General features: G+C 62.0%; 16 protein-coding genes, 1 tRNA gene and 1 pseudogene. 13 read left to right on the top strand and 5 right to left on the bottom strand.

Annotation, left to right across the window (positions count from 1 at the left end; genetic code table 11):
* Window positions 1-81: 81 nt before the first annotated feature.
* Window positions 82-2,085 carry a hydantoinase/oxoprolinase N-terminal domain-containing protein gene (locus SKA53_RS11895; RefSeq protein WP_007206397.1) on the bottom strand — a complete coding sequence of 668 codons (2,004 nt, stop codon included), beginning with the start codon at window positions 2,083-2,085 and terminating at the stop codon, window positions 82-84.
* 138 nt (window positions 2,086-2,223) lie between these two features.
* Here SKA53_RS11895 and SKA53_RS11890 point away from each other — a divergent pair, with 138 nt between their 5' ends.
* The gene (locus SKA53_RS11890) at window positions 2,224-2,838 is read left to right on the top strand and encodes a class I SAM-dependent methyltransferase (protein ID WP_040483286.1); all 615 of its coding nucleotides are present in this window, start codon (window positions 2,224-2,226) and stop codon (window positions 2,836-2,838) included.
* On the opposite strand, the gene SKA53_RS11885 is transcribed toward SKA53_RS11890, so the two are convergent.
* Both SKA53_RS11885 and SKA53_RS11880 read right to left on the bottom strand, forming a co-directional pair.
* A complete protein-coding gene (locus SKA53_RS11885; protein WP_007206395.1) occupies window positions 2,810-3,196 on the bottom strand; it encodes a GtrA family protein in 387 nt (128 codons plus the stop codon). The genes SKA53_RS11890 and SKA53_RS11885 overlap by 29 nt on opposite strands.
* The gene (locus SKA53_RS11880; RefSeq protein ID WP_007206394.1) at window positions 3,193-4,956 is read right to left on the bottom strand and encodes a hypothetical protein; all 1,764 of its coding nucleotides are present in this window, start codon (window positions 4,954-4,956) and stop codon (window positions 3,193-3,195) included. Before SKA53_RS11880 ends, SKA53_RS11885 begins: the two co-directional genes overlap by 4 nt.
* Before the next feature lie 179 nt (window positions 4,957-5,135).
* Here SKA53_RS11880 and SKA53_RS11875 point away from each other — a divergent pair, with 179 nt between their 5' ends.
* From SKA53_RS11875 to SKA53_RS11835, 9 genes are all read left to right on the top strand, one after another.
* Window positions 5,136-6,296: a glycosyltransferase family 2 protein gene (locus SKA53_RS11875; RefSeq protein WP_050752716.1), complete on the top strand. Its 1,161-nt coding sequence runs from the start codon at window positions 5,136-5,138 to the stop codon at window positions 6,294-6,296.
* A gap of 39 nt (window positions 6,297-6,335) precedes the next feature.
* On the top strand, window positions 6,336-7,625 hold the full coding sequence (locus SKA53_RS11870) for an acetylornithine deacetylase/succinyl-diaminopimelate desuccinylase family protein (RefSeq protein WP_007206392.1): 1,290 nt from the start codon (window positions 6,336-6,338) through the stop codon (window positions 7,623-7,625).
* Between the two features lie 71 nt (window positions 7,626-7,696).
* A complete protein-coding gene (locus SKA53_RS11865; RefSeq protein ID WP_007206391.1) occupies window positions 7,697-9,172 on the top strand; it encodes an ABC transporter substrate-binding protein in 1,476 nt (491 codons plus the stop codon).
* A gap of 6 nt (window positions 9,173-9,178) precedes the next feature.
* On the top strand, window positions 9,179-10,123 hold the full coding sequence (locus tag SKA53_RS11860) for an ABC transporter permease (protein WP_007206390.1): 945 nt from the start codon (window positions 9,179-9,181) through the stop codon (window positions 10,121-10,123).
* Window positions 10,123-10,938 carry an ABC transporter permease gene (locus SKA53_RS11855; RefSeq protein ID WP_007206389.1) on the top strand — a complete coding sequence of 272 codons (816 nt, stop codon included), beginning with the start codon at window positions 10,123-10,125 and terminating at the stop codon, window positions 10,936-10,938. The genes SKA53_RS11860 and SKA53_RS11855 overlap by 1 nt, the downstream gene beginning before the upstream one ends.
* Window positions 10,935-12,521, top strand: coding sequence for an ABC transporter ATP-binding protein (locus SKA53_RS11850; RefSeq protein WP_007206388.1), 1,587 nt, complete (start codon window positions 10,935-10,937; stop codon window positions 12,519-12,521). Before SKA53_RS11855 ends, SKA53_RS11850 begins: the two co-directional genes overlap by 4 nt.
* The gene (locus tag SKA53_RS11845) at window positions 12,502-13,944 is read left to right on the top strand and encodes an aldehyde dehydrogenase family protein (RefSeq protein ID WP_007206387.1); all 1,443 of its coding nucleotides are present in this window, start codon (window positions 12,502-12,504) and stop codon (window positions 13,942-13,944) included. The genes SKA53_RS11850 and SKA53_RS11845 overlap by 20 nt, the downstream gene beginning before the upstream one ends.
* A 4-nt stretch (window positions 13,945-13,948) precedes the next feature.
* The gene (locus tag SKA53_RS11840) at window positions 13,949-14,686 is read left to right on the top strand and encodes an SDR family oxidoreductase (protein WP_040483285.1); all 738 of its coding nucleotides are present in this window, start codon (window positions 13,949-13,951) and stop codon (window positions 14,684-14,686) included.
* Entirely contained in the window at window positions 14,670-15,686 is a 1,017-nt protein-coding gene (locus tag SKA53_RS11835; RefSeq protein ID WP_007206385.1) for a P1 family peptidase, read from the top strand. Before SKA53_RS11840 ends, SKA53_RS11835 begins: the two co-directional genes overlap by 17 nt.
* Before the next feature lie 248 nt (window positions 15,687-15,934).
* Here the strand turns inward: SKA53_RS11835 and SKA53_RS15850 are convergent.
* Window positions 15,935-16,072 (bottom strand): annotated as a pseudogene (locus SKA53_RS15850) (IS6 family transposase); the annotation flags it as partial.
* A 128-nt stretch (window positions 16,073-16,200) separates the two neighbouring features.
* A tRNA-Lys gene (locus SKA53_RS11825) sits at window positions 16,201-16,276 on the bottom strand.
* A gap of 95 nt (window positions 16,277-16,371) precedes the next feature.
* On the opposite strand from SKA53_RS11825, the gene dapF reads away from it, so the two are divergent.
* The 3 genes from dapF to SKA53_RS11810 are packed head-to-tail and all read left to right on the top strand — an operon-like array spanning window position 16,372 to window position 19,108.
* Entirely contained in the window at window positions 16,372-17,187 is an 816-nt protein-coding gene (gene dapF / locus SKA53_RS11820; protein WP_040483284.1) for a diaminopimelate epimerase, read from the top strand.
* Window positions 17,175-18,443 (top strand): tRNA (N(6)-L-threonylcarbamoyladenosine(37)-C(2))-methylthiotransferase MtaB, encoded by a 1,269-nt coding sequence (gene mtaB, locus SKA53_RS11815; RefSeq protein WP_007206382.1) that lies wholly within the window; start codon window positions 17,175-17,177, stop codon window positions 18,441-18,443. The genes dapF and mtaB overlap by 13 nt, the downstream gene beginning before the upstream one ends.
* Before the next feature lie 32 nt (window positions 18,444-18,475).
* Window positions 18,476-19,108: a glutathione S-transferase gene (locus SKA53_RS11810; RefSeq protein ID WP_081440138.1), complete on the top strand. Its 633-nt coding sequence runs from the start codon at window positions 18,476-18,478 to the stop codon at window positions 19,106-19,108.
* The last annotated feature ends 17 nt before the right edge of the window (window positions 19,109-19,125 follow it).

Here is a 19,125-nt window from a genome sequence, read left to right as displayed (position 1 = left end):
ATATGGTCCTGAATATCGCGACGTTGTCCTTCATCATGCGCAGCCGCGCAATCGGACTGACAAGAAAGTGACCAGCCACAATCACCCCGCCGCGATACGCGGCCTGCCCTGCGCGGTTACCCTGACCTTGGCTTCGATGAACATGGGCTGGCCTTCAACATCGACCTCGGTGATGTCTTGGGCAACATGCAGGCTGATATCTTCGACGCCCGCGCCACGCGCGGCAGCCGTGGCCTGTGCTGTCAGCGCATCGCGGATCGCGGACAAGGCGGCGTCACGGCTGGAATAGCTTTGCACATCGCCTGCCAGATGTACCTTGAACGCGCCTGCGCCCGGGCTGGTCACGGTGCCGGAGGCCTGCATCTGCACCTGCCCAACGACAGCGCCGATGGCATTAGCGACATCGGCATGATCCGGCACCAGCATTTCCGTGCCAAGCCGCGTGCCTACCGCCCCGTAATAGGCGCGCGCCGATGCGCCCAGCCCGATCACCGGCAACGCCAGCGCCATGTCTATCCGCACGATCCCCCGGTGCCGGTCCAACCCCGCCTGCGCCAACGGGTGCTGCGCCATGGCGGCGGGGTCGGGCCAGTCGCGCCCATCCTCGGCAAAGGCGGCCTGTAGCAGGCAATCGACGGTCTGCGCGGTCAACTGGTCGATGATCATCCGCGCAAGTGTCTGTGCATCCGGCGCGATCTGCTGGCCACCACCGGTGCGCCTGCGCGCGAATAGCGTCAGCGCCTTGGTCGCGGCATCGCTGTCCCAGACATCCTGCATCCCCTGCACATGCGACGCATCCGATGGTGTCACCCCCGCCAACATCACCAGCCCGCGCCCGATCAACCGGCCAAGCGCGGGGTTTTCCATCCGCGTCTGCACCGCCTGGCCCAGCCGCAACGGACCATCGACCAGCCGCTGCGCGACCGCCTGTTCGCGCGCATCGAGCCCCTGCGGCAGCACCCGCCACAACGGCAGCACGAACTGCCCGCCATCGGACGCAGGCACACCGCTGGCCAGCGCGCGGTCCAGCGCCTGATGCACAAGATCGGGAAATTGCGTTGCGGCCAGCGCGATCGGCATCAACCGCCGCGGCCCAAGTCGCAGAGCAGCGGTCAGACCTTCTGTCACATGGACCTCGCTGTCGCCACCCAGGCCGGTGGTGCGCATCGCCACCGCCTCGACCATGGTGCGGAACGGGCCGACGCGTGCGCCTGCGGGGTCGATCATCGGGCGGCCATCGCGCAACAGGCAGACGTCGGTGGTGGTGCCGCCAATATCGCTGACAAGTGCGTCGGTCTGCTTGGTCAGCCAGCTGGCCCCCGCGATGGATGCGGCGGGCCCGCTCAGGATTGTTTCAATCGGCTTTTCGCGCGCGACAGCCGCTGAAACCAGCGCCCCGTCGCCGCGCACGACCATCAGGCGGGCGGTGACCCCGCAGGTCGCCAGATGGGTTTCGCAGGCGGTGATCAGCCCGTCGATCATGCCGATCAGGCGGGCATTCAGCACAGCCGTCAGCGCCCGTTTCGGCCCGCCAAGCGCCGAGGATAATTCATGCGAACAGGTTACGGGCAGGCCGGTCAGATCACGGATCATGTCACGCACCGCGATTTCATGCGCGGGGTTGCGGGTGGCGAAACTGGCGGCGACGGCAAAACCGGTGATGCCCGCGTCCAACGCCGCCAATGCCACCTGCAAACCGGCCAGATCGAGCGCCGCAGCCTCGACCCCGGCATGGCTATGCCCGCCTGCCAGCGCGATGACCGGATCGCCGCGCAAGGCGTCTTGCAAACCTGCGCGGGTCAGTTCGGCGGCGTCAAACCCGATGAACACAAGGGCAATCCGCCCACCCTGCCCTTCGACCAGCGCATTGGTCGCCAGCGTTGTGGACAAGGACACCATGGCGATATCGCGCGCGGCCACACCGGCCTTGGTCAGCGCCGCATCAATCGCTGCCCCCACGCCCAGCGCCAAATCAGGGCGCGACGTCAACGCTTTTGCAGAGGCAACGACCCGTTGTTTTGTGTCATCCAGCACGACAGCATCGGTATATGTGCCGCCAGTATCGACACCGAGTAGATAGGCCATTTGGTACCTCTGCGAACCCTGCATACGGTAAACGAAGGAATGGGCGAAATTGCAACGCGGATTATGCGTTTCAAGGCGCAATCTTTACGGCGGCACGAATCTGACCCAATGTTCACACAACCTGTGGGATATATTCGAATGATGTTCAAAAAGACTTTGGGTCAGGCCCACGAAAGACTGGTTTTCAACCGTCGCGTGCGGGTGTTGGTGGATCAGATTGGCGCGTTGGTTCCCGCAGGCGCACAGATGCTGGATGTCGGCACCGGCGACGGGCAAATCGCCCGGATGATCGGCGAAGAACAGGCAGGCACGCAGGTGCAGGGCATCGACATCATGCTGCGCGACAAGACCCATATCCCCGTCACGCTATTCGATGGCACCACAATCCCGTTCGACGACAACAGCGTCGATGTCGTGACCTTTGTCGATGTGCTGCACCATACCGATGACCCGCAACAGCTGATTTCGCAGGCCGCCCGCGTCGCGCGGCGTGCTGTCATCATCAAGGATCATCTAAGCGAAAACGCGTTCGACCACGCCACCTTGCGACTGATGGATTGGGTCGGCAACGCGCCGCATGGCGTCGTGCTGCCCTATAATTATGCGTCGCGCGCCGATTGGGACCGCTGGTTTGCGCAGGCGGGGCTTGCCACCGATGTCTTTGACAGCGCGGTCCCGCTGTATCCGGCCCCCGCATCCTGGGTCTTTGGCCGCCAGCTGCATTTCATCGCCCGTCTGGTGCCTGCGTCCTGAACACGATGTAGCGGCAGATCAGAAAACTTGCCACCGCCGCCACGCCCGCTGTTGTCAAAAACAACAGTATATCCTGCCAAAACACCCGCGTGACAAAACGCGTGGTGATAGCGGATACGACCGCCAGACTACAAATCTGCGTGGCGCTATAAATCCAGATCGCGCCCTTGGCCTGACGTTTCGCGCGAAATGCGATGTCGCGTTGCGCCCAGAATGCAGCGGGAATGCACAACAGATAAACAACGACAGAGGTCGGCAGCGGCGGTGCTGCCGCGAACCTGATCAATCCGGCAGTGATCACCGCATAGCCAAGGCTGAAACTGGCACCAACCAGTAAGAATCGCACAAAGGCCATCATTGCGGCAAAATCTCGAACACCAGCAGTGCTTCGGCAGGCACCGGCACCGGGCGCAGCCAGTCCACCTGCGCACCGGCTGCCAACTCTGTGGCAAAATCGCTGTCATAGGTCGCACCCCTGCAGATCAGGACCAGTGAGGCGCCGGACTGGCGCAGAAACGCCGCCATGTCATTTTCGGGCAGGTGATAGGGCCGGATCGCATTCATCAGGATCACCGGATCAACATGATACCCCGCCGACACCACATCATGATGCGTGGCCCACAGCAGCGCAGGGCCAAGGTTCATCGGCGTGATAAAAACCGCTGGCGGCAGGGCGTTCAAACCCACCAAGGCATCATACCCCCGACAGGCCGCTGTCAGCGCAGAACCGGGCGCGTCATCGTTCGGCGTCAGCGCTGTGACCTGTTGCGCAATCAGCGTGGGCGCGATGATCGTCGTGGCCAGCGCCAGCCAGATCGCGGCCGCCTTGGGCGCGCGCGTTTGCAGATAGACATCCAGCGCGCGCGCGATCACCACACCGCCCAGCATAGGGACGACAGCGGCGGCCATCACCACCGTGCGCATCTGATAGAACAGCATTACCAGCCCCAACAGACACAGCACCCAAAGCACCGTCAAAGCCATGCGCGGCGCAGCCCCGCGCCACAGCATGACCCCGCCAGCGCCCGCAACCACGATGATCGGCAAGGTGAAAACGACAAAACCCGCAGGGCTGTCACGGATAAAAAGGTGCAGAGGCAAAGCCTCGTTGATGCGGGTTGCGATGAAAACCTGCAGTTCGTCGGGCAAAGTGCCATAAGGTCCGTCCAGACAAGGAGCCAGAACCGGCCAGATCAGCATGCAGCCCGCGACAGTGACCAACACCGCACCACCAACACCCGCCAAGGCGCCAAAGCGGGTGATCCAAGCCGCCAGCAGGCTTGCGATGACGCAGATGGCGATCAGCGCCAAGGCAGGCAGGCTCAGCCTGTCGCAATGGCCGATGGCGCGCAGGTCAGCGGCGGTCTGGCCCAGCCAGAACAGCAGGGCCGCTACGGCCAGCGCCAGACAGAATGCTACCAGAAAGGCCCGGCTTTCAGATGACATGTCCAGCAGATGACGGCCTAGTGCCACGGTGCCTGCGACAACGATAAAAGGCAGGGCCTCTAGCCCGACAGCCAGTGAAAAAGCGGCAGCAACGCCCCCAATCAAGCCCGCCATCACGGGACGCGCAGGCCAGATCAGCGCAAAGGCGACAATTGTCATCATCAGCATCTGGACATTGTGGTGGTCGATATTGCCGGCACCTGCATGCAATTGCCCCGTCGTGGGCCAGATGACCGTGATCGCCAGCGCGAAACAGGCAGGCGAGGCCCCAAAAACACGCCGCGTGCCATAGCCGATGACCAGCACCGTCAGACCAAGGATCGCGGTCGGCCAGATCGTTACCGCCAACTGCTCGGCCATCGCCATCGGCAGCAGCCATGACAGCGGCACGATGATCGCGGCGATACCGGCGTCAATATAGCGCGACCAATGCATTACCACGCCTTGGGGTGGCAACAGCCGGTATTGCGTCATGTCGAACCAGCCCTGCCCCGCGATGAAATCGCGCACCATCACCAGCCGCAGGATGTCGTCATTGTCCATGGTCGCGAAATTGTCATGCATGGCGCGCCCGTCCAGCACGGCGCGCAGCACGACCAGAACGATCGCAGCCACCAGCGTCGCAGCAAAGCGATCGACCCGAACAGGGGTCAGGGCATGCGTGTCGCGCATCGGTCCTGTCTTTCTTCAATGATCCGGGGTGGCTAGCACAGGTGACCATTTGGCAACATAGCCCGCCAGCGCAAACATTTTTGCACGTCATGGTTGTTGCATAACAGCCACTGGTTGTCGTACCGCTGGAGAGGACCGGGCAGACCGGCCAGATGATGCCGCAGGACCGGGGCGCCTTGATGACCGAGCTGACCATTCTGATGCCCTGCCTGAACGAAGCGGAAACGCTGGAAACCTGCATTCGCAAGGCCAAAGGCTATCTTGACCGCGCGGGCATCGCTGGCGAGGTCCTGATTGCGGATAACGGGTCAAATGATGGCAGTCAGGACATCGCCCGCCGCCTTGGCGCGCGCGTCATCGCTGTGCCTGTCAAAGGGTATGGTGCGGCGCTGATCGCGGGCATTGCGGACGCCAAGGGCCGGTTCGTGATCATGGGCGACAGCGACGACAGCTATGATTTTGCCAATCTTGATCCTTTCGTCGCGCAATTGCGCGACGGGGCCGATCTGGTGATGGGCAACCGTTTTCGCGGCGGGATCGCGCCCAAGGCCATGCCGCCCCTGCACCGCTATCTTGGCAACCCGGTGCTGTCCACTTTGGGGCGGATCTTTTACCGCACACCGGTCGGCGATTTCCATTGCGGGCTGCGCGGGTTCAACCGTGACGCTATCCTTGGCCTGCATCTGAACACGCCCGGCATGGAATTCGCGTCTGAAATGGTGATCAAAGCCACCTTGTCGGGTCTGGACATCCGCGAGGTGCCGACGACGCTGCAACCCGATGGTCGGTCGCGCCCGCCGCATCTGCGCAGCTGGCGCGATGGCTGGCTGCATCTGAAGCTGCTGATGACCTTCGCGCCCTATTGGCTATTCTATTACCCGGGTCTGATCCTGTTCGGGCTGGGTGGTGCCGGTTTTCTTGCGCTACTGTTCGGCCCTGTGACCATCGGGGCCGTCAGTTTCGATGTGGCAACGCTCATCCTGACCGCCGCGCTGATCCTGACGGGTTTTCAGATGATCTGCTTTTACGCGCTGTCGCGGATTTTTGCCGTGCGTTTCGCGCTTTTGCCCAGTTCGGATCGGTTTGAGCGGTTCAAATCCCGCCTGTCCGTTGACAACGCCTGTATTGCGGGCGGCGTTTTGTTGCTGGTCGCGGTCATCGCGACCCTGTCGGGCGTGTTCAGCTGGGGGGCGACAGGTTTTGGTGATCTGGACGCGCGCCGCATCGTGCGGCCTGCAGCCCTTGCCGTGGTCGCCGCATCGCTGGGTGTGCAGATTATCACCACAGGGTTTCTGGCGGCGATGCTACAACAACAAATCAACCCACGGCAGATCATCTGACCTCTTGCGCGCGCGCAGGGCTTGACGGATAGTTTACACATGACCGACCACATTCCCCTGATGGATGCCATCACTGACCGGCGCGAGGATCTGATCGCGCTGACCCAAGACCTGATCCGCATCCCCACGCTGAACCCGCCCGGCGCATTGTACCGTGACATCTGCGACTATCTGGACCGACGACTGCGCAAGTCAGGGTTCGCGACGCAACTGATCCGCGCGCATGGCACGCCGGGCGACAGCAACGCATACCCCCGCTGGAACATCGTCGCGCGGCGCGACGGTACACGGCTGGGTGAATGTGTGCATTTCAACAGCCATATCGACGTGGTCGAGGTCGGGCATGGCTGGACACAGGACCCTTTCGGCGGCGCGTTGATCGACGGCAAAATCTACGGTCGTGGCGCCTGCGACATGAAAGGCGGGCTGGCCGCATCCATCATCGCGGCCGAGGCGTTCATCGCGACCCACCCCGATTTTGCCGGCGCGATCGAGATTTCCGGCACCGCAGACGAAGAATCGGGCGGTTATGGCGGTGTTGCCTATCTGGCCGAACAGGGGTTTTTCGACCCAGCCCGCGTGCAGCATGTGATCATCCCCGAACCCCTGCACAAGGACCGCGTTTGTCTGGGCCATCGCGGCGGCTGGTGGGCCGAGATCGAGACTCACGGCGAAATCGCCCATGGGTCAATGCCGTTTCTGGGCGATTGCGCCGTGCGGCACATGGGGGCGGTGCTGGCCGCGTTCGAGACCACGCTTTACCCCGCCATGGCGGCGCGGCGCACCGATATGCCAGTGGTCCCCGATGGCGCGCGGTCGTCCACGATGAACATCAATTCCATCCACGGCGGCCAGCCTGAATTCGCCATGGGTGACACCAGCCTGCCCGCCCATTGCGTGCCGGACAGCTGCCGCATCGTGATCGACCGCCGCTTTCTGGCCGAGGAAAACATCGACGATGTGCGCGGCGAGGTGACAGCCCTTCTTGAAGACCTCAAAACGCAGCGCGACAAATTCCGCTATGACCTGCGCGAGATTAATATGGTCCTGCCAAGCATGACTGACCGCGAAGCGCCCGTCGTGCAGGTAATCGCGGATGAGATTGAAAAAGTGCTGGGCAGGCCCGCCCAATTCGTGGCCAGCCCTGGCACCTATGACCAGAAACATATCGACAGGATCGGCAAGCTGAAGAATTGCATCGCTTACGGTCCGGGTCTGCTCGAACTGGCGCATAAGCCGGATGAATATATCGGCGTGGACGACATGATCGACAGTGCGCAGGTCATGGCAGGCGGGCTGGCTGTGATCTTGGGGGGAATGTCGAGATGAACCTCGACCACCGGGGCTTGAATTGCCACCCCGGTTCAGTGAACACTATCATCAACAAACAGAGGGCCATCATGCATCATTTCAAACGCCTTGCCGCATCCACCGCCATCGTGCTTTGCGCCTCTGGTGCGCTGGCGCAGGACAGCATCACTGTCGCAATCCAGCTGGAGCCGCCAAACCTTGACCCGACCAGCGGGGCGGCGCAGGCGATTGACAGCGTCCTTTATGCCAATGTGTTCGAGGGGTTGACCCGTTTCGATGCTGATGGCGCGATCATTCGCGGTCTGGCGCAAAGCTGGGACATTTCCGAGGACGGGCTGACCTATACGTTCAACCTTGCCGCTGGCGTGACTTTTCACGACGGCACGACGATGGACGCCGAGGATGTGAAATTCAGCCTTGACCGCGCGCGGGCCGAGGATAGCACCAATGCGCAAAAGGCGCTGTTCGCGGATATCGCGGATGTCACTGTGATCGACCCGCTGAAACTGCAGGTCACGCTGTCAAAGCCCAACGGCATGTTCCTGTTCAACATGGCCTGGGGTGATGCGGTGATCGTAGCGCCTGAAAGCATCGACACGATTGCAACCAACCCTATCGGCACCGGGCCTTTCGCCTTTGCCAATTGGGTGCAGGGTGACAGGCTGGAACTGGCGCGCAACGACAGCTATTGGGGGGCCGCCCCCGCGCTGGAAACCGCGACCTTCCGCTTTATTTCGGACCCGACCGCTGCCTTTGCTGCGATGATGGCCGAGGATGTGGATGTCTTCGTGGGCTTCCCTGCCCCTGAAAACCTGCCGCAATTCGCGGCTGACCCGCGCTTTCAGGTGCTGAACGGCAATACCGAAGGCGAAACCATCCTTGCCATGAACAACCAGCGCGAACCTTTCGACAACCCGCTGGTGCGCCGCGCTGTCACCCATGCCATTGACCGTCAGGCGATCATCGACGGCGCGATGTTCGGGCAAGGCACGCCCATCGGCACGCATTTCGCACCGCATAACCCCGATTACGTCGACCTGCTGGCCAATTCGCAATTCGACCCCGAATTGTCGCGCAGCCTGCTGGCCGAGGCTGGTTTGGCCGACGGTTTCACCACGACGCTGAAACTGCCGCCGCCGTCCTATGCCCGTCGTGGCGGTGAAATCATCGCCAGCCAGCTTCGCGCGGTCGGGATCGAAACCGAGATTGCCAATCTTGAATGGGCGCAATGGATCGAAGAAGTCTTCACCAACAAGGATTTCGGCCTGAGCATCGTCAGCCATACCGAACCGATGGACATCAACATCTACGCCAACCCCGGCTACTATTTCCAATACGATAACGCCGATTTCCGCGCCGTGCTGGACGAATTGAACGCGACGACAGACCCTGCGGGGCGGTCAGCCTTGCTGGCGCAGGCGCAGACGATCATTTCCGAGGATTACGTCAACGCCTATCTGTTCCAGCTGGGTGTTGCGACCGTCGCGAGGGCCGAGATCACAGGGCTTTGGGTCAACCAGCCGACCGCTGCGGTCGATCTGACGGGCGTGTCCTGGGGCAATTGAGCGGACATGATTCGCTTTGCCCTCGGGCGGCTTGCGTCGCTGACAGCCAGCCTGATTGTCGCCTCCATCGTGATCTTCGCGGTGGTCGAGGTGATCCCCGGCGATCCCGCGGCCTTTATGCTGGGGGTGAACGCGCGGCCTGACACGATCGCGGCCTTGCGCGCAGAAATGGGGCTGGATGAGCCGATGGTCACCCGCTACGCCGCGTGGGTCGGTGGCATGGTGCAGGGTGATTTTGGAATGTCATGGACCTATAAAACGCCCGTCGCGACACTGGTTGCGGACCGGATCTGGGTGTCGCTGCCGCTGGCCATCTATGCGCTAGCCCTGTCCACGCTGGTGGCCTTTCCGGCAGGGATCTATGCCGCCAGCCGCAGGGGTGGCGCAGGCGACACCGCGATCATGGGGGCGACGCAACTGGGTGTGGCGATTCCGAATTTCTGGTTCGCCATGATCCTTGTGCTGATCTTTGCCATCAACCTGCGCTGGTTTTCGGCAGGCGGCTTTCCGGGCTGGGCCGATCCGTTCGCCGCGATCAAGGCGCTGACCCTGCCGGCCATCGCGCTGGCCCTGCCGCAGGCGGCGATCCTTGCGCGGGTTATGCGGTCGTCGCTTTTGGATATGTTGGGCGAGGATTTCATGCGCACGGCACGGGCCAAGGGGCTGACCCGTCGGCAGGCGCTGTGGCGGCACGCGCTGCGCAATGCGCTGATCCCGGTGCTGACGATCATCGGGTTGCAGTTTTCGTTCCTGCTCGCGGGGGCCATTATCATCGAACAGGTGTTCTTTCTTCCAGGGTTGGGGCGGCTGATCTTTCAGGCGATCAGCGCACGTGATCTGATCGTCGTGGAAAGCGTGGTGATGCTGCTGGTGTTCACCGTCATCATGGTGAATTTCATCGTCGATCTGACCTATGCCGCCGTCGATCCCCGCCTGCGGGCGCGCGCCTGATGTCGCGCAACCTGATCATCGGGGCGGGCCTGACCGCTTTTTTCACCGGGCTGGCGGCGCTGTCGTTTCTTTGGACGCCTTACGATATCGAGGTGCTGGACATCCCCAACCGCCTGCTGACCCCCGGTGGCGTGCATCTGCTGGGCACCGACCATTTTGGCCGCGATATCCTGTCGATGGTGATGATGGGTGCGCGCACGTCGATTGCTGTCGCGCTGGTCGCGGTGGGTATCGGGATGGGCCTTGGTGTGCCGCTGGGGCTGTGGGCGGCGGCGCGGCGGGGGTCGCTTTTGGATGATGTGATCATGCGCGGCAATGATCTGGTGTTTGCCTTTCCGTCGCTGGTGATCGCGATCCTGATTACCGCCGTGTTCGGCCCCTCTGCAGGCAATGCAATCATCGCCATCGGTATTTTCAACATCCCCGTTTTCGCGCGCCTGACCCGCAGCGCGGCGCTGCCGCTGTGGGAGCGTGATTTCATCCTTGCCGCCCGCGTCAGCGGCAAGGGGGCAGCACGCATATCAGCGGAACATATCCTGCCGAATATCGCCAACCTGATGGTCGTGCAGGGGACGATCCAGTTCAGCCTTGGGATATTGGCCGAGGCGGCGCTTTCCTATATCGGCCTTGGCGCGCAGCCACCCACGGCCAGTTGGGGGCGGATGCTGGCCGATGCGCAGACCTTGGTCAGTATCGCGCCGCATGTGGCCCTGATCCCCGGTTTTGCAATCCTGTTGACGGTGCTGGGGCTGAACCTGCTCGGTGACGGGCTGCGCGACTGGCTTGATCCGCGCATCCGCGTGGTACGGACATGAGCCTTTTGTCACTCAAGACCCTGTCGCTGCAGATTGGCGGCACGCCTGTGCTGCAGGGCATCGACTTGGACATGGCACAGGGCCAGATCACCGCGATCACCGGCGAAAGCGGGTCGGGCAAGTCGATGACCGCGCTGGCGATTATGGGGCTGTTGCCGCAGGGGGCAGAGCTGCAGGGACAAATCCTGCTGGATGGCACCGATATCGTGCAAACCCCCGAACCCGACCTGTGCCAGATGCGCGGCAATGCGATGGGCATGGTGTTTCAGGAACCGATGACGGCGCTGAACCCCGTACAGACGATTGGGGCGCAGGTGGCCGAAACGATCCGGGTCCATGAACATGTAACCAAGGCCGAGGCCCACGCCCGCGCCGCCACCATGCTCGACCGTGTCGGGCTGAAGGTGGCGCCCACACGCTATCCGCATGAATTGTCCGGCGGACAGCGGCAGCGTGTCGTGATCGCGATGGCGATTGCGATGCGCCCAAAGCTGTTGATCGCAGATGAACCGACCACCGCGCTGGATGTCACGACGCAAGCGCGCATCCTGGACCTGCTGCAAGGGCTGGTGGATGAATTCGGCATGGGCCTGCTGCTGATCACCCATGATTTGGCTGTGGTGGCCGATGTCGCCGACCGGATCGCCGTGATGCAGCATGGCCGCATCGTAGAGCAAGGCCCGACCAGCGACCTGCTGCGCGTTATGCGCCACCCCTATACGCGCGCATTGTTCGCCGCTTCGACGCATGCGGTTGACCTGCCTGCGGTGCAGCAAGACGCGCCCTTGCTGGCGGTACGCAATGTGGTGCGCGATTACCCGACCAAGCGGGTGTCCCTGTTGGGGCCGCGCCCGACCTTCCGCGCGCTCGACAACGTGTCGCTGACCGTAAACCGCGCTGAACGTGTGGGGCTTGTCGGCGAAAGCGGTTGCGGAAAATCGACACTGACACGGGCGATTTTGGGGTTAGAGCCCGTTCAAGGTGGGCAGATCACGCTTGACGGTGCGCCAGTATTGCAAGGCGATCTTGCCTTGCGGCGCAAGATGCAGGTGGTGTTTCAGGACCCCTACGGCAGTTTCAATCCGCGTCATCGCGTGGACCGGTTGATCACCGAACCGTTCCATCTGCTGCAAAGCCCGCCCAAAGGGGCAGCGCGCGATAAGGCCATCGCGAAAGCGCTGACCGATGTGGGGCTGCCAACTGATGCCGCGGACAGGTACATTCATGAGTTTTCCGGCGGGCAGCGCCAGCGCCTTGCCATTGCGCGCGCATTGATCGTGGAACCTGATCTCATTATCTTTGACGAGGCGGTGTCAGCGCTCGATGTATCAGTACGCGCCCAAGTCCTGGATCTGATCGCAGACATCTGCCGCAAGCGCCCGCTGGCCTATCTGTTCATCAGCCATGACCTGAGCGTCGTGCGCAGCATCACTGACCGCGTGCTGGTGATGCAGGCCGGAAAAATCGTTGAATCGGGTTTAACAGAGACTGTTTTTGCCGATCCACAACATCCCTATACCCAATCCCTCATCGCCGCCGCCCCCCAATTGCCGGAGCTTGCCCATGCCGCTGACGCCCTTTGATATCCCGCCTGCCAGCCACCTGATCGGTGGGTCCTGGATTCGTGGCGCAGCCACGATCCAGATTACAGACCCATCGACAGGTCAGAACCTGACGCAAATCGCACGCGGCACGGCGGCAGATATCGACGCGGCTGTCGCTGCCGCCCATGCCGCCCGCGCCGGAGACTGGGGAAGGATGACAGCGACTGAGCGTGGTCGTATCCTGACCCGCATCGGGCAAGCCGTGCTGGCGCAGACCGATGCACTGGCGGAACTCGAAGCGCGCGATGTCGGAAAACCGCTGACACAGGCGCGCGCCGATGCTGTGGCTTTGGCTCGCTATATGGAGTTCTATGGCGGTGCCGCCGACAAGATCATGGGCGAAACGATTCCCTATCTGGACGGCTACACCGTCTATACCCTGCGTGAGCCGCATGGCGTGACTGGCCATATCATTCCTTGGAACTATCCGATGCAGATCATCGGGCGGTCTGTTGGGGCAGCACTTGCGATGGGCAATGCCTGCGTGCTGAAACCCGCCGAGGATGCCTGCCTGAGCGCACTGGCATTCGCCGCCATCGCACAAGCGGCGGGCCTGCCAGCGGGCGCGCTGAACGTTGTGACAGGGCTGGGGGCAGAGGCGGGGGCGGCATTGGCCAGCCATCCCAGCGTGCAGCACATGTCTTTTACCGGGTCGGTCCGCACGGGTGCAGCGATACAGACGGCCGCAGCGAAAAACGTGATCCCCGTCACGCTGGAGCTGGGCGGTAAATCGCCCCAGATCGTGTTCGACGATGCAGATCTGGACCGTGCGCTGCCGTTTCTGGTGAATGCCGGCATCCAGAACGCGGGCCAGACCTGTTCGGCATCAAGCAGGATTTTGGTGCAGCGCGGGGTTTACGATCAGGTCCGCGACCGCATGGTTGCGGCTTATCTTGCGCTCAAGGTTGGGCCTGCGCTGGATGACCTGAACCTTGGCCCGCTGATATCTGCCCGACAAAAAGACATCGTGACGGGGTTCATCGCGCAGGGGGAAGATCTGACCATCGCGGCGCGGGGCCAGATCGTGACGGATGCGGCGGGCCATTACATAGCCCCCGTGCTATTCGCCGACGTGCCGCGCGATCATGTGCTGGCGCAGGATGAAATATTCGGCCCCGTGCAGGTGCTGATCCCGTTTGACGACGAGGCCGAGGCGTTAGCCATCGCCAATGGTACTGCCTTCGGGCTGGTCGCATCAATCTGGACCCGCGATGGTGGCCGCCAGATGCGGCTGGCAAAGGCGCTGCATGCAGGGCAGGTGTTTATCAACAATTACGGCGCGGGCGGCGGGGTAGAACTGCCCTTTGGCGGCGTCGGTAAATCGGGGCATGGCCGCGAAAAGGGGTTCGAAGCGCTCTATGGCTTTTCAACCCTGAAAACAGTGGCCGCATGGCATGGGTGACGGGATGAGACTGGCAGGCAAGACAGCTTTGGTGACAGGGGCCGGATCAGGGTTCGGCGCTGGCATCGCGCGCAAATTCGCAGCCGAAGGCGCACGGGTCTGGTGCGCCGATATCAACGGTGCGGCGGCAGAACAGATCGCGGCGGAACTGGGCGGCACAGCGATCACTTGCGATGTGGGGAATGCGGGGTCAGTGTCTGAAATGGCGCAAATCGTGCTGTCCGCCGGACCACTGGACATTCTGGTCAACAACGCCGGCATCACGCATCTGCCGCAGGCGATGGAGGATGTGACAGAGGATGATTTTGACCGCGTGTTCCGCGTGAACATGAAATCGGTCTATCTGACCGCCCGTGCCTTTGTCCCGCATTTCAAGGAACGAGGGACGGGGGCAATCCTGAACGTGGCATCCACCGCTGGCGTGTCGCCGCGTCCACGGCTGAACTGGTATAACGCCTCCAAAGGTTGGATGATTACGGCGACGAAAACGATGGCGGTGGAACTTGCGCCCTTTGGCATCCGAGCGAATGCGATCAATCCGGTGGCGGGGGAAACGCCGCTGCTGAAATCCTTCATGGGCGAGGATACGCCGGAAATCCGCGCCAAGTTTCTGGCAACGATCCCCTTGGGCCGCTTTTCTACCCCCGAGGATATGGGCAATGCCGCTTGTTTTTTGTGCTCGGACGAAGCCAGCATGATCACAGGTATCGCGATGGAGGTGGACGGTGGGCGGTGCATATAGACCCGGACCAAGAAACCTGATCACCGATGTGGCGGGGCTGCGCGTGGGCAATGCGCAAGACAATCACATCAAGACAGGCACGACAGTTTTGGTTGCAGATGCGCCATTCACCGCCAGCGTGCATGTGATGGGCGGCGCACCAGGAACCAAGGAAACCGACCTGCTTGCACCTGACAAGACCGTCCAACAGATCGACGCGCTGGTGTTGTCGGGTGGGTCAGCTTTCGGCCTTGATGCCTGTTCCGGCGTCATGGACGGGCTGCGCGCGATGGGGCGCGGCTTTGCCATTGGGCCGATGCGGATACCCATCGTACCGGGCGCGATCATTTTCGATCTGATCAACGGCGGAGCCAAGGATTGGGATGAAAACCCCTATCGCGCACTGGGCCGAGCAGCGCTGGAAGCGGCAAGCACCGATTTCGCGCTTGGCACGGCAGGCGCTGGCACAGGCGCGCTGGCGGCGATGCAAAAAGGCGGGCTTGGGTCGGCGTCCTTGGTGCTGCCCGATGGCACGACGGTCGGCGCGCTGGTCGTCGTCAATGCGCTGGGCAGCGTGACCACACCGGGCGGGCGGCATTTCTGGGCGGCACCCTTCGAGATTGGCGGCGAATTCGGCGGCGCTGGCCCTGACCCGCGCGGCGGGCTGGTCAGCCCTGAGCCCAGCCTGAAAGAACAGGCGATGCAGATGCAGGCCACGGGCGGGTCAAATACAACCATTGCCATCGTCGCCACTGATGCGCCCCTCAGCAAGGTGCAATGCCACCGGCTGGCCGTGACCGCGCATGACGGCATGGCGCGTGCGATTGTACCGGCGCATACGCCGCTGGATGGTGATCTTGTGTTCGGGGTCGCCACCGGCGGCGATGGGTTGGTCGATGCAACCGCCTTTCGCAGCATCGCGGCGGCTGGTGCGATCTGCCTCAGCCGCGCCATCGCGCGCGCTGTCCATGAGGCGACGGCGGCACAGGGGGATATCCTGCCAACCTATCGCCAAGGCTGACCGGCCCACCGCGCAGGCCATCTGTCGTCTAGATCATCATCTCGCTGTGGATCTCGACCGGCACAAGAGCGGCACGACAAAAACAAAAGGTTCTGTCGCAAAGTTTTTAACAATTGCGGGCCAGCGTTCTGTGGACACATTTATGCTGCGAGCGCCGCGAACTGCTGGAATGTGTTGGGCCCGTTGATGTCGAATTGCCCCTTACGGATCATATGTGCTGTCTCGATCCCAGCCAATGTTGCGGCGGCGGAATGGAAAGCCTTGAATCCAAGCTCCTCCATGATCTCTTCCAGGTCACGATAGGAAACGCCATACCGCACGTAGAAAAACACTGCGTACAGGATCACGCTTTTGGGATAATGGGTTCCCTTGAAATTATCCAACACCGTCAAAACTCTGCTGCTTACTTGTTTGACAACCAAGTCGCAAAATCGGAAGATAAACGAAAGACGTCAAAAGTTTGCAAGACAACCAAACAAAAGGCCCAGGCAGCAATGCCTGGGCCTTTTTATTTTGGTGAGCCGGTCGGGATCCGAACCCGAGACCTACTGATTAAAAGTCAGTTGCTCTACCAACTGAGCTACCGGCCCACACAGGGCGCTACTTAGAAAGCTGCTGCATCGCGGTCAACCCCCAAATGCCTTCATGGCTGGATATGTGTCAGGGCTTTGTTTATATCGTGACGATGGCACAAACCGATCAGACCTTTCTGCCCTTTCGCAAGATGCACGGGCTTGGCAACGACTTTGTCGTCGTGGACGAACGCGGGACAACGCCGCGCGTCACGGCAGCGCTTGTGCAGGCGATTGCCGACAGACACCGCGGCGTCGGGTTTGACCAGCTGGCGGTGATCTCTGACACGCCCGATGCGGACCTGCATCTGACATTCTGGAACAGTGACGGATCGACCGCCGCTACCTGTGGCAATGCGACACGCTGTATCGCGCGGCTGGTGATGGACCAGACAGGACAGCGCAACCTGACAATCACGACAGACCGCGGGACATTGCAGGCAGTCGATACGGGTGGCGGCCTGACATCGGTCAACATGGGCCAGCCGCAGCTTGATTGGCATGAAATTCCCTTGGCAGAACAAATAGATACGCTGCAGCTGCCCATCGACGGATCACCCACAGCCACCGGCATGGGCAACCCGCATTGTACGTTTTTCGTCGATGATGCCGAGGCGGTTGATCTGGCCATGCGCGGCGCGCTGATCGAACATCACCCGCTGTTCCCGCAACGAACCAATGTCCAGTTCGCCAGCCTGATCGGACCCGACCATCTGCGGATGCGTGTCTGGGAACGGGGTGTCGGGGTCACGCTGGCCTCTGGTTCGTCCTCTTGTGCCACGGCGGTGGCGGCCGCACGGCGCGGACTGACCGGGCGCAAAGTGACAATCACGCTCGACGGTGGCGATCTTGCCATCGACTGGCGCGATGACGGGATATGGATGACTGGGGCCACGGCCTATGTCTTTGACGGGCAATGGCGGCTGTGATGACCAAGGCACCGATCTTTTCGAATCACGGCTGCCGTCTGAACGCCTATGAAACCGAAGCCATGAAAGAGCTTGCAGCACAGGCTGGCGTGCAAGACGCGGTGATCGTAAACACCTGCGCCGTCACGGCCGAGGCTGTGCGCAAGGCGCGGCAGGATATCCGCAAGCTGCGCCGCGACCATCCGGGTGCGCGCATCATCGTGACAGGCTGCGCCGCCCAGACCGAACCGGACACTTTCGCAAAAATGGCCGAGGTCGATCTGGTGATCGGCAATACCGAAAAGATGGACCCCGCCACATGGGCGCGCCTGACGCCCGACCTGATCGGCCAGACCGAGCCCGTGCAGGTCGATGACATCATGTCAGTGACCGAAACGGCGGGCCATCTGATCGACGGTTTCGGCACCCGCAGCCGCGCCTATGTGCAGGTGCAAAACGGCTGCGACCATCGCTGCACGTTCTGCATTATCCCCTTCGGGCGGGGCAATTCGCGCTCTGTCCCCGCTGGCGTGGTAGTGGACCAGATCAAACGGCTGGTGGATCGCGGCTATGCCGAGGTTGTGCTGACCGGTGTCGACCTAACCAGCTGGGGCGCAGACCTGCCCTCTGCCCCGAAACTGGGCGATCTGGTGATGCGCATCCTGAAGCTGGTGCCAGACCTGCCACGCCTGCGGATCAGTTCCATTGATTCGATCGAGGTAGACGACAACCTGCTGGCCGCCATTGCGACCGAGCCACGCCTGATGCCGCATCTGCACCTGTCGCTGCAACATGGTGACGATCTGATCCTGAAACGGATGAAACGACGCCATCTGCGCGATGATGCGATCCGGTTCTGTGAAACCGCGCGCCGCCTGCGCCCTGACATGACGTTCGGCGCCGACATCATTGCAGGCTTTCCAACCGAAACCGAAGACATGTTCGCCAGTTCGCTGGCGCTTGTGCGGGAATGCGACCTGACATGGCTGCATGTCTTTCCCTATTCCGCGCGCCCCGGCACGCCCGCCGCGCGCATGCCCGCCGTGAATGGTGCCGCGATCAAGGACCGCGCCGCCCGCCTGCGGGCCGCAGGCGATGCGCAGGTCAGCAGCCATCTGGCTGCCCAGATCGGGCGCACCCATCACATCCTGATGGAAAGTCCGCGCATGGGCCGGACCGAACAATTCACCGAAGTGACCTTTACCACCGACCAACCCGAAAGCCGGATCGTCACGGCGACAATCACCGGTTCTGCCGACAATCGCCTGACCATTTGACATCGTTGAATCACGTCTGAGGCATAGAATCTTTGCAATCCCGCCCCATCCTCTGGACATTCCGCCGCTGTCCTTTCGCCATGCGCGCAAGGCTGGCGATCCATGCCAGCGGCGTGCAGGTCGAGCTGCGTGAAATCCTGCTGCGCGACAAACCGGCGGCGTTTCTGGAGACATCCCCCAAAGGCACCGTGCCGGTCATCGACACCGGCAACCGCGTGATCGCGCAAAGCCGCGACATCATGCTGTGGGCGCTAGGCCAGCACGACCCAGAAGACTGGCTTGCCATGCCACAGGACGGGCATGACCTGATCGCTTATTGTGATGGGCCGTTCAAGACAGCCCTTGATCACACCAAATATGCCGTGCGCTATCCCGATCTGGACATGCAAACAGAACGTGGCAAGGCGCTGGATTTTCTGCACGATCTGGACGCGCGGTTGCGTGGGTCGGAATACCTGTTCGGACCGCAAGCGCGCATGGCCGATATGGCGATCCTGCCCTTCGTGCGCCAGTTCGCGCATATCGACTTCGCGTGGTTTGCCACCCAAGGCATGCCGGATCTGGCGCGCTGGCTCGCAGATTTCAAAAGCTCCGTGCGCTTTGCTGGCGTGATGCGGAAATATCCACCTTGGCAAAGCGGGCAGGATCAGGTCTTGTTTGGGTGATTGTCAAATAGGTACCG

The sequence above is a fragment of the Yoonia vestfoldensis SKA53 genome, assembly GCF_000152785.1.
Lineage (GTDB): Bacteria > Pseudomonadota > Alphaproteobacteria > Rhodobacterales > Rhodobacteraceae > Yoonia > Yoonia vestfoldensis_A.
This window is presented reverse-complemented; position numbering and strand designations above follow the sequence as displayed.

Bases quoted from the DNA above. Each gene is read 5' to 3' on its own strand.
- SKA53_RS11880 (WP_007206394.1), bottom strand. From the start codon at position 4,956: ATGCGCGACACGCATGCCCTGACCCCTGTTCGGGTCGATCGCTTTGCT.
- SKA53_RS11895 (WP_007206397.1), bottom strand. From the start codon at position 2,085: ATGGCCTATCTACTCGGTGTCGATACTGGCGGCACATATACCGATGCT.
- SKA53_RS11865 (WP_007206391.1), top strand. From the start codon at position 7,697: ATGCATCATTTCAAACGCCTTGCCGCATCCACCGCCATCGTGCTTTGC.
- mtaB (WP_007206382.1), top strand. From the start codon at position 17,175: ATGGCGGCTGTGATGACCAAGGCACCGATCTTTTCGAATCACGGCTGC.
- SKA53_RS11875 (WP_050752716.1), top strand. From the start codon at position 5,136: ATGACCGAGCTGACCATTCTGATGCCCTGCCTGAACGAAGCGGAAACG.
- SKA53_RS11885 (WP_007206395.1), bottom strand. From the start codon at position 3,196: ATGATGGCCTTTGTGCGATTCTTACTGGTTGGTGCCAGTTTCAGCCTT.
- SKA53_RS11840 (WP_040483285.1), top strand. From the start codon at position 13,949: ATGAGACTGGCAGGCAAGACAGCTTTGGTGACAGGGGCCGGATCAGGG.
- SKA53_RS11850 (WP_007206388.1), top strand. From the start codon at position 10,935: ATGAGCCTTTTGTCACTCAAGACCCTGTCGCTGCAGATTGGCGGCACG.
- SKA53_RS11845 (WP_007206387.1), top strand. From the start codon at position 12,502: ATGCCGCTGACGCCCTTTGATATCCCGCCTGCCAGCCACCTGATCGGT.
- dapF (WP_040483284.1), top strand. From the start codon at position 16,372: ATGGCACAAACCGATCAGACCTTTCTGCCCTTTCGCAAGATGCACGGG.
- SKA53_RS11890 (WP_040483286.1), top strand. From the start codon at position 2,224: ATGATGTTCAAAAAGACTTTGGGTCAGGCCCACGAAAGACTGGTTTTC.
- SKA53_RS11870 (WP_007206392.1), top strand. From the start codon at position 6,336: ATGACCGACCACATTCCCCTGATGGATGCCATCACTGACCGGCGCGAG.
- SKA53_RS11855 (WP_007206389.1), top strand. From the start codon at position 10,123: ATGTCGCGCAACCTGATCATCGGGGCGGGCCTGACCGCTTTTTTCACC.
- SKA53_RS11860 (WP_007206390.1), top strand. From the start codon at position 9,179: ATGATTCGCTTTGCCCTCGGGCGGCTTGCGTCGCTGACAGCCAGCCTG.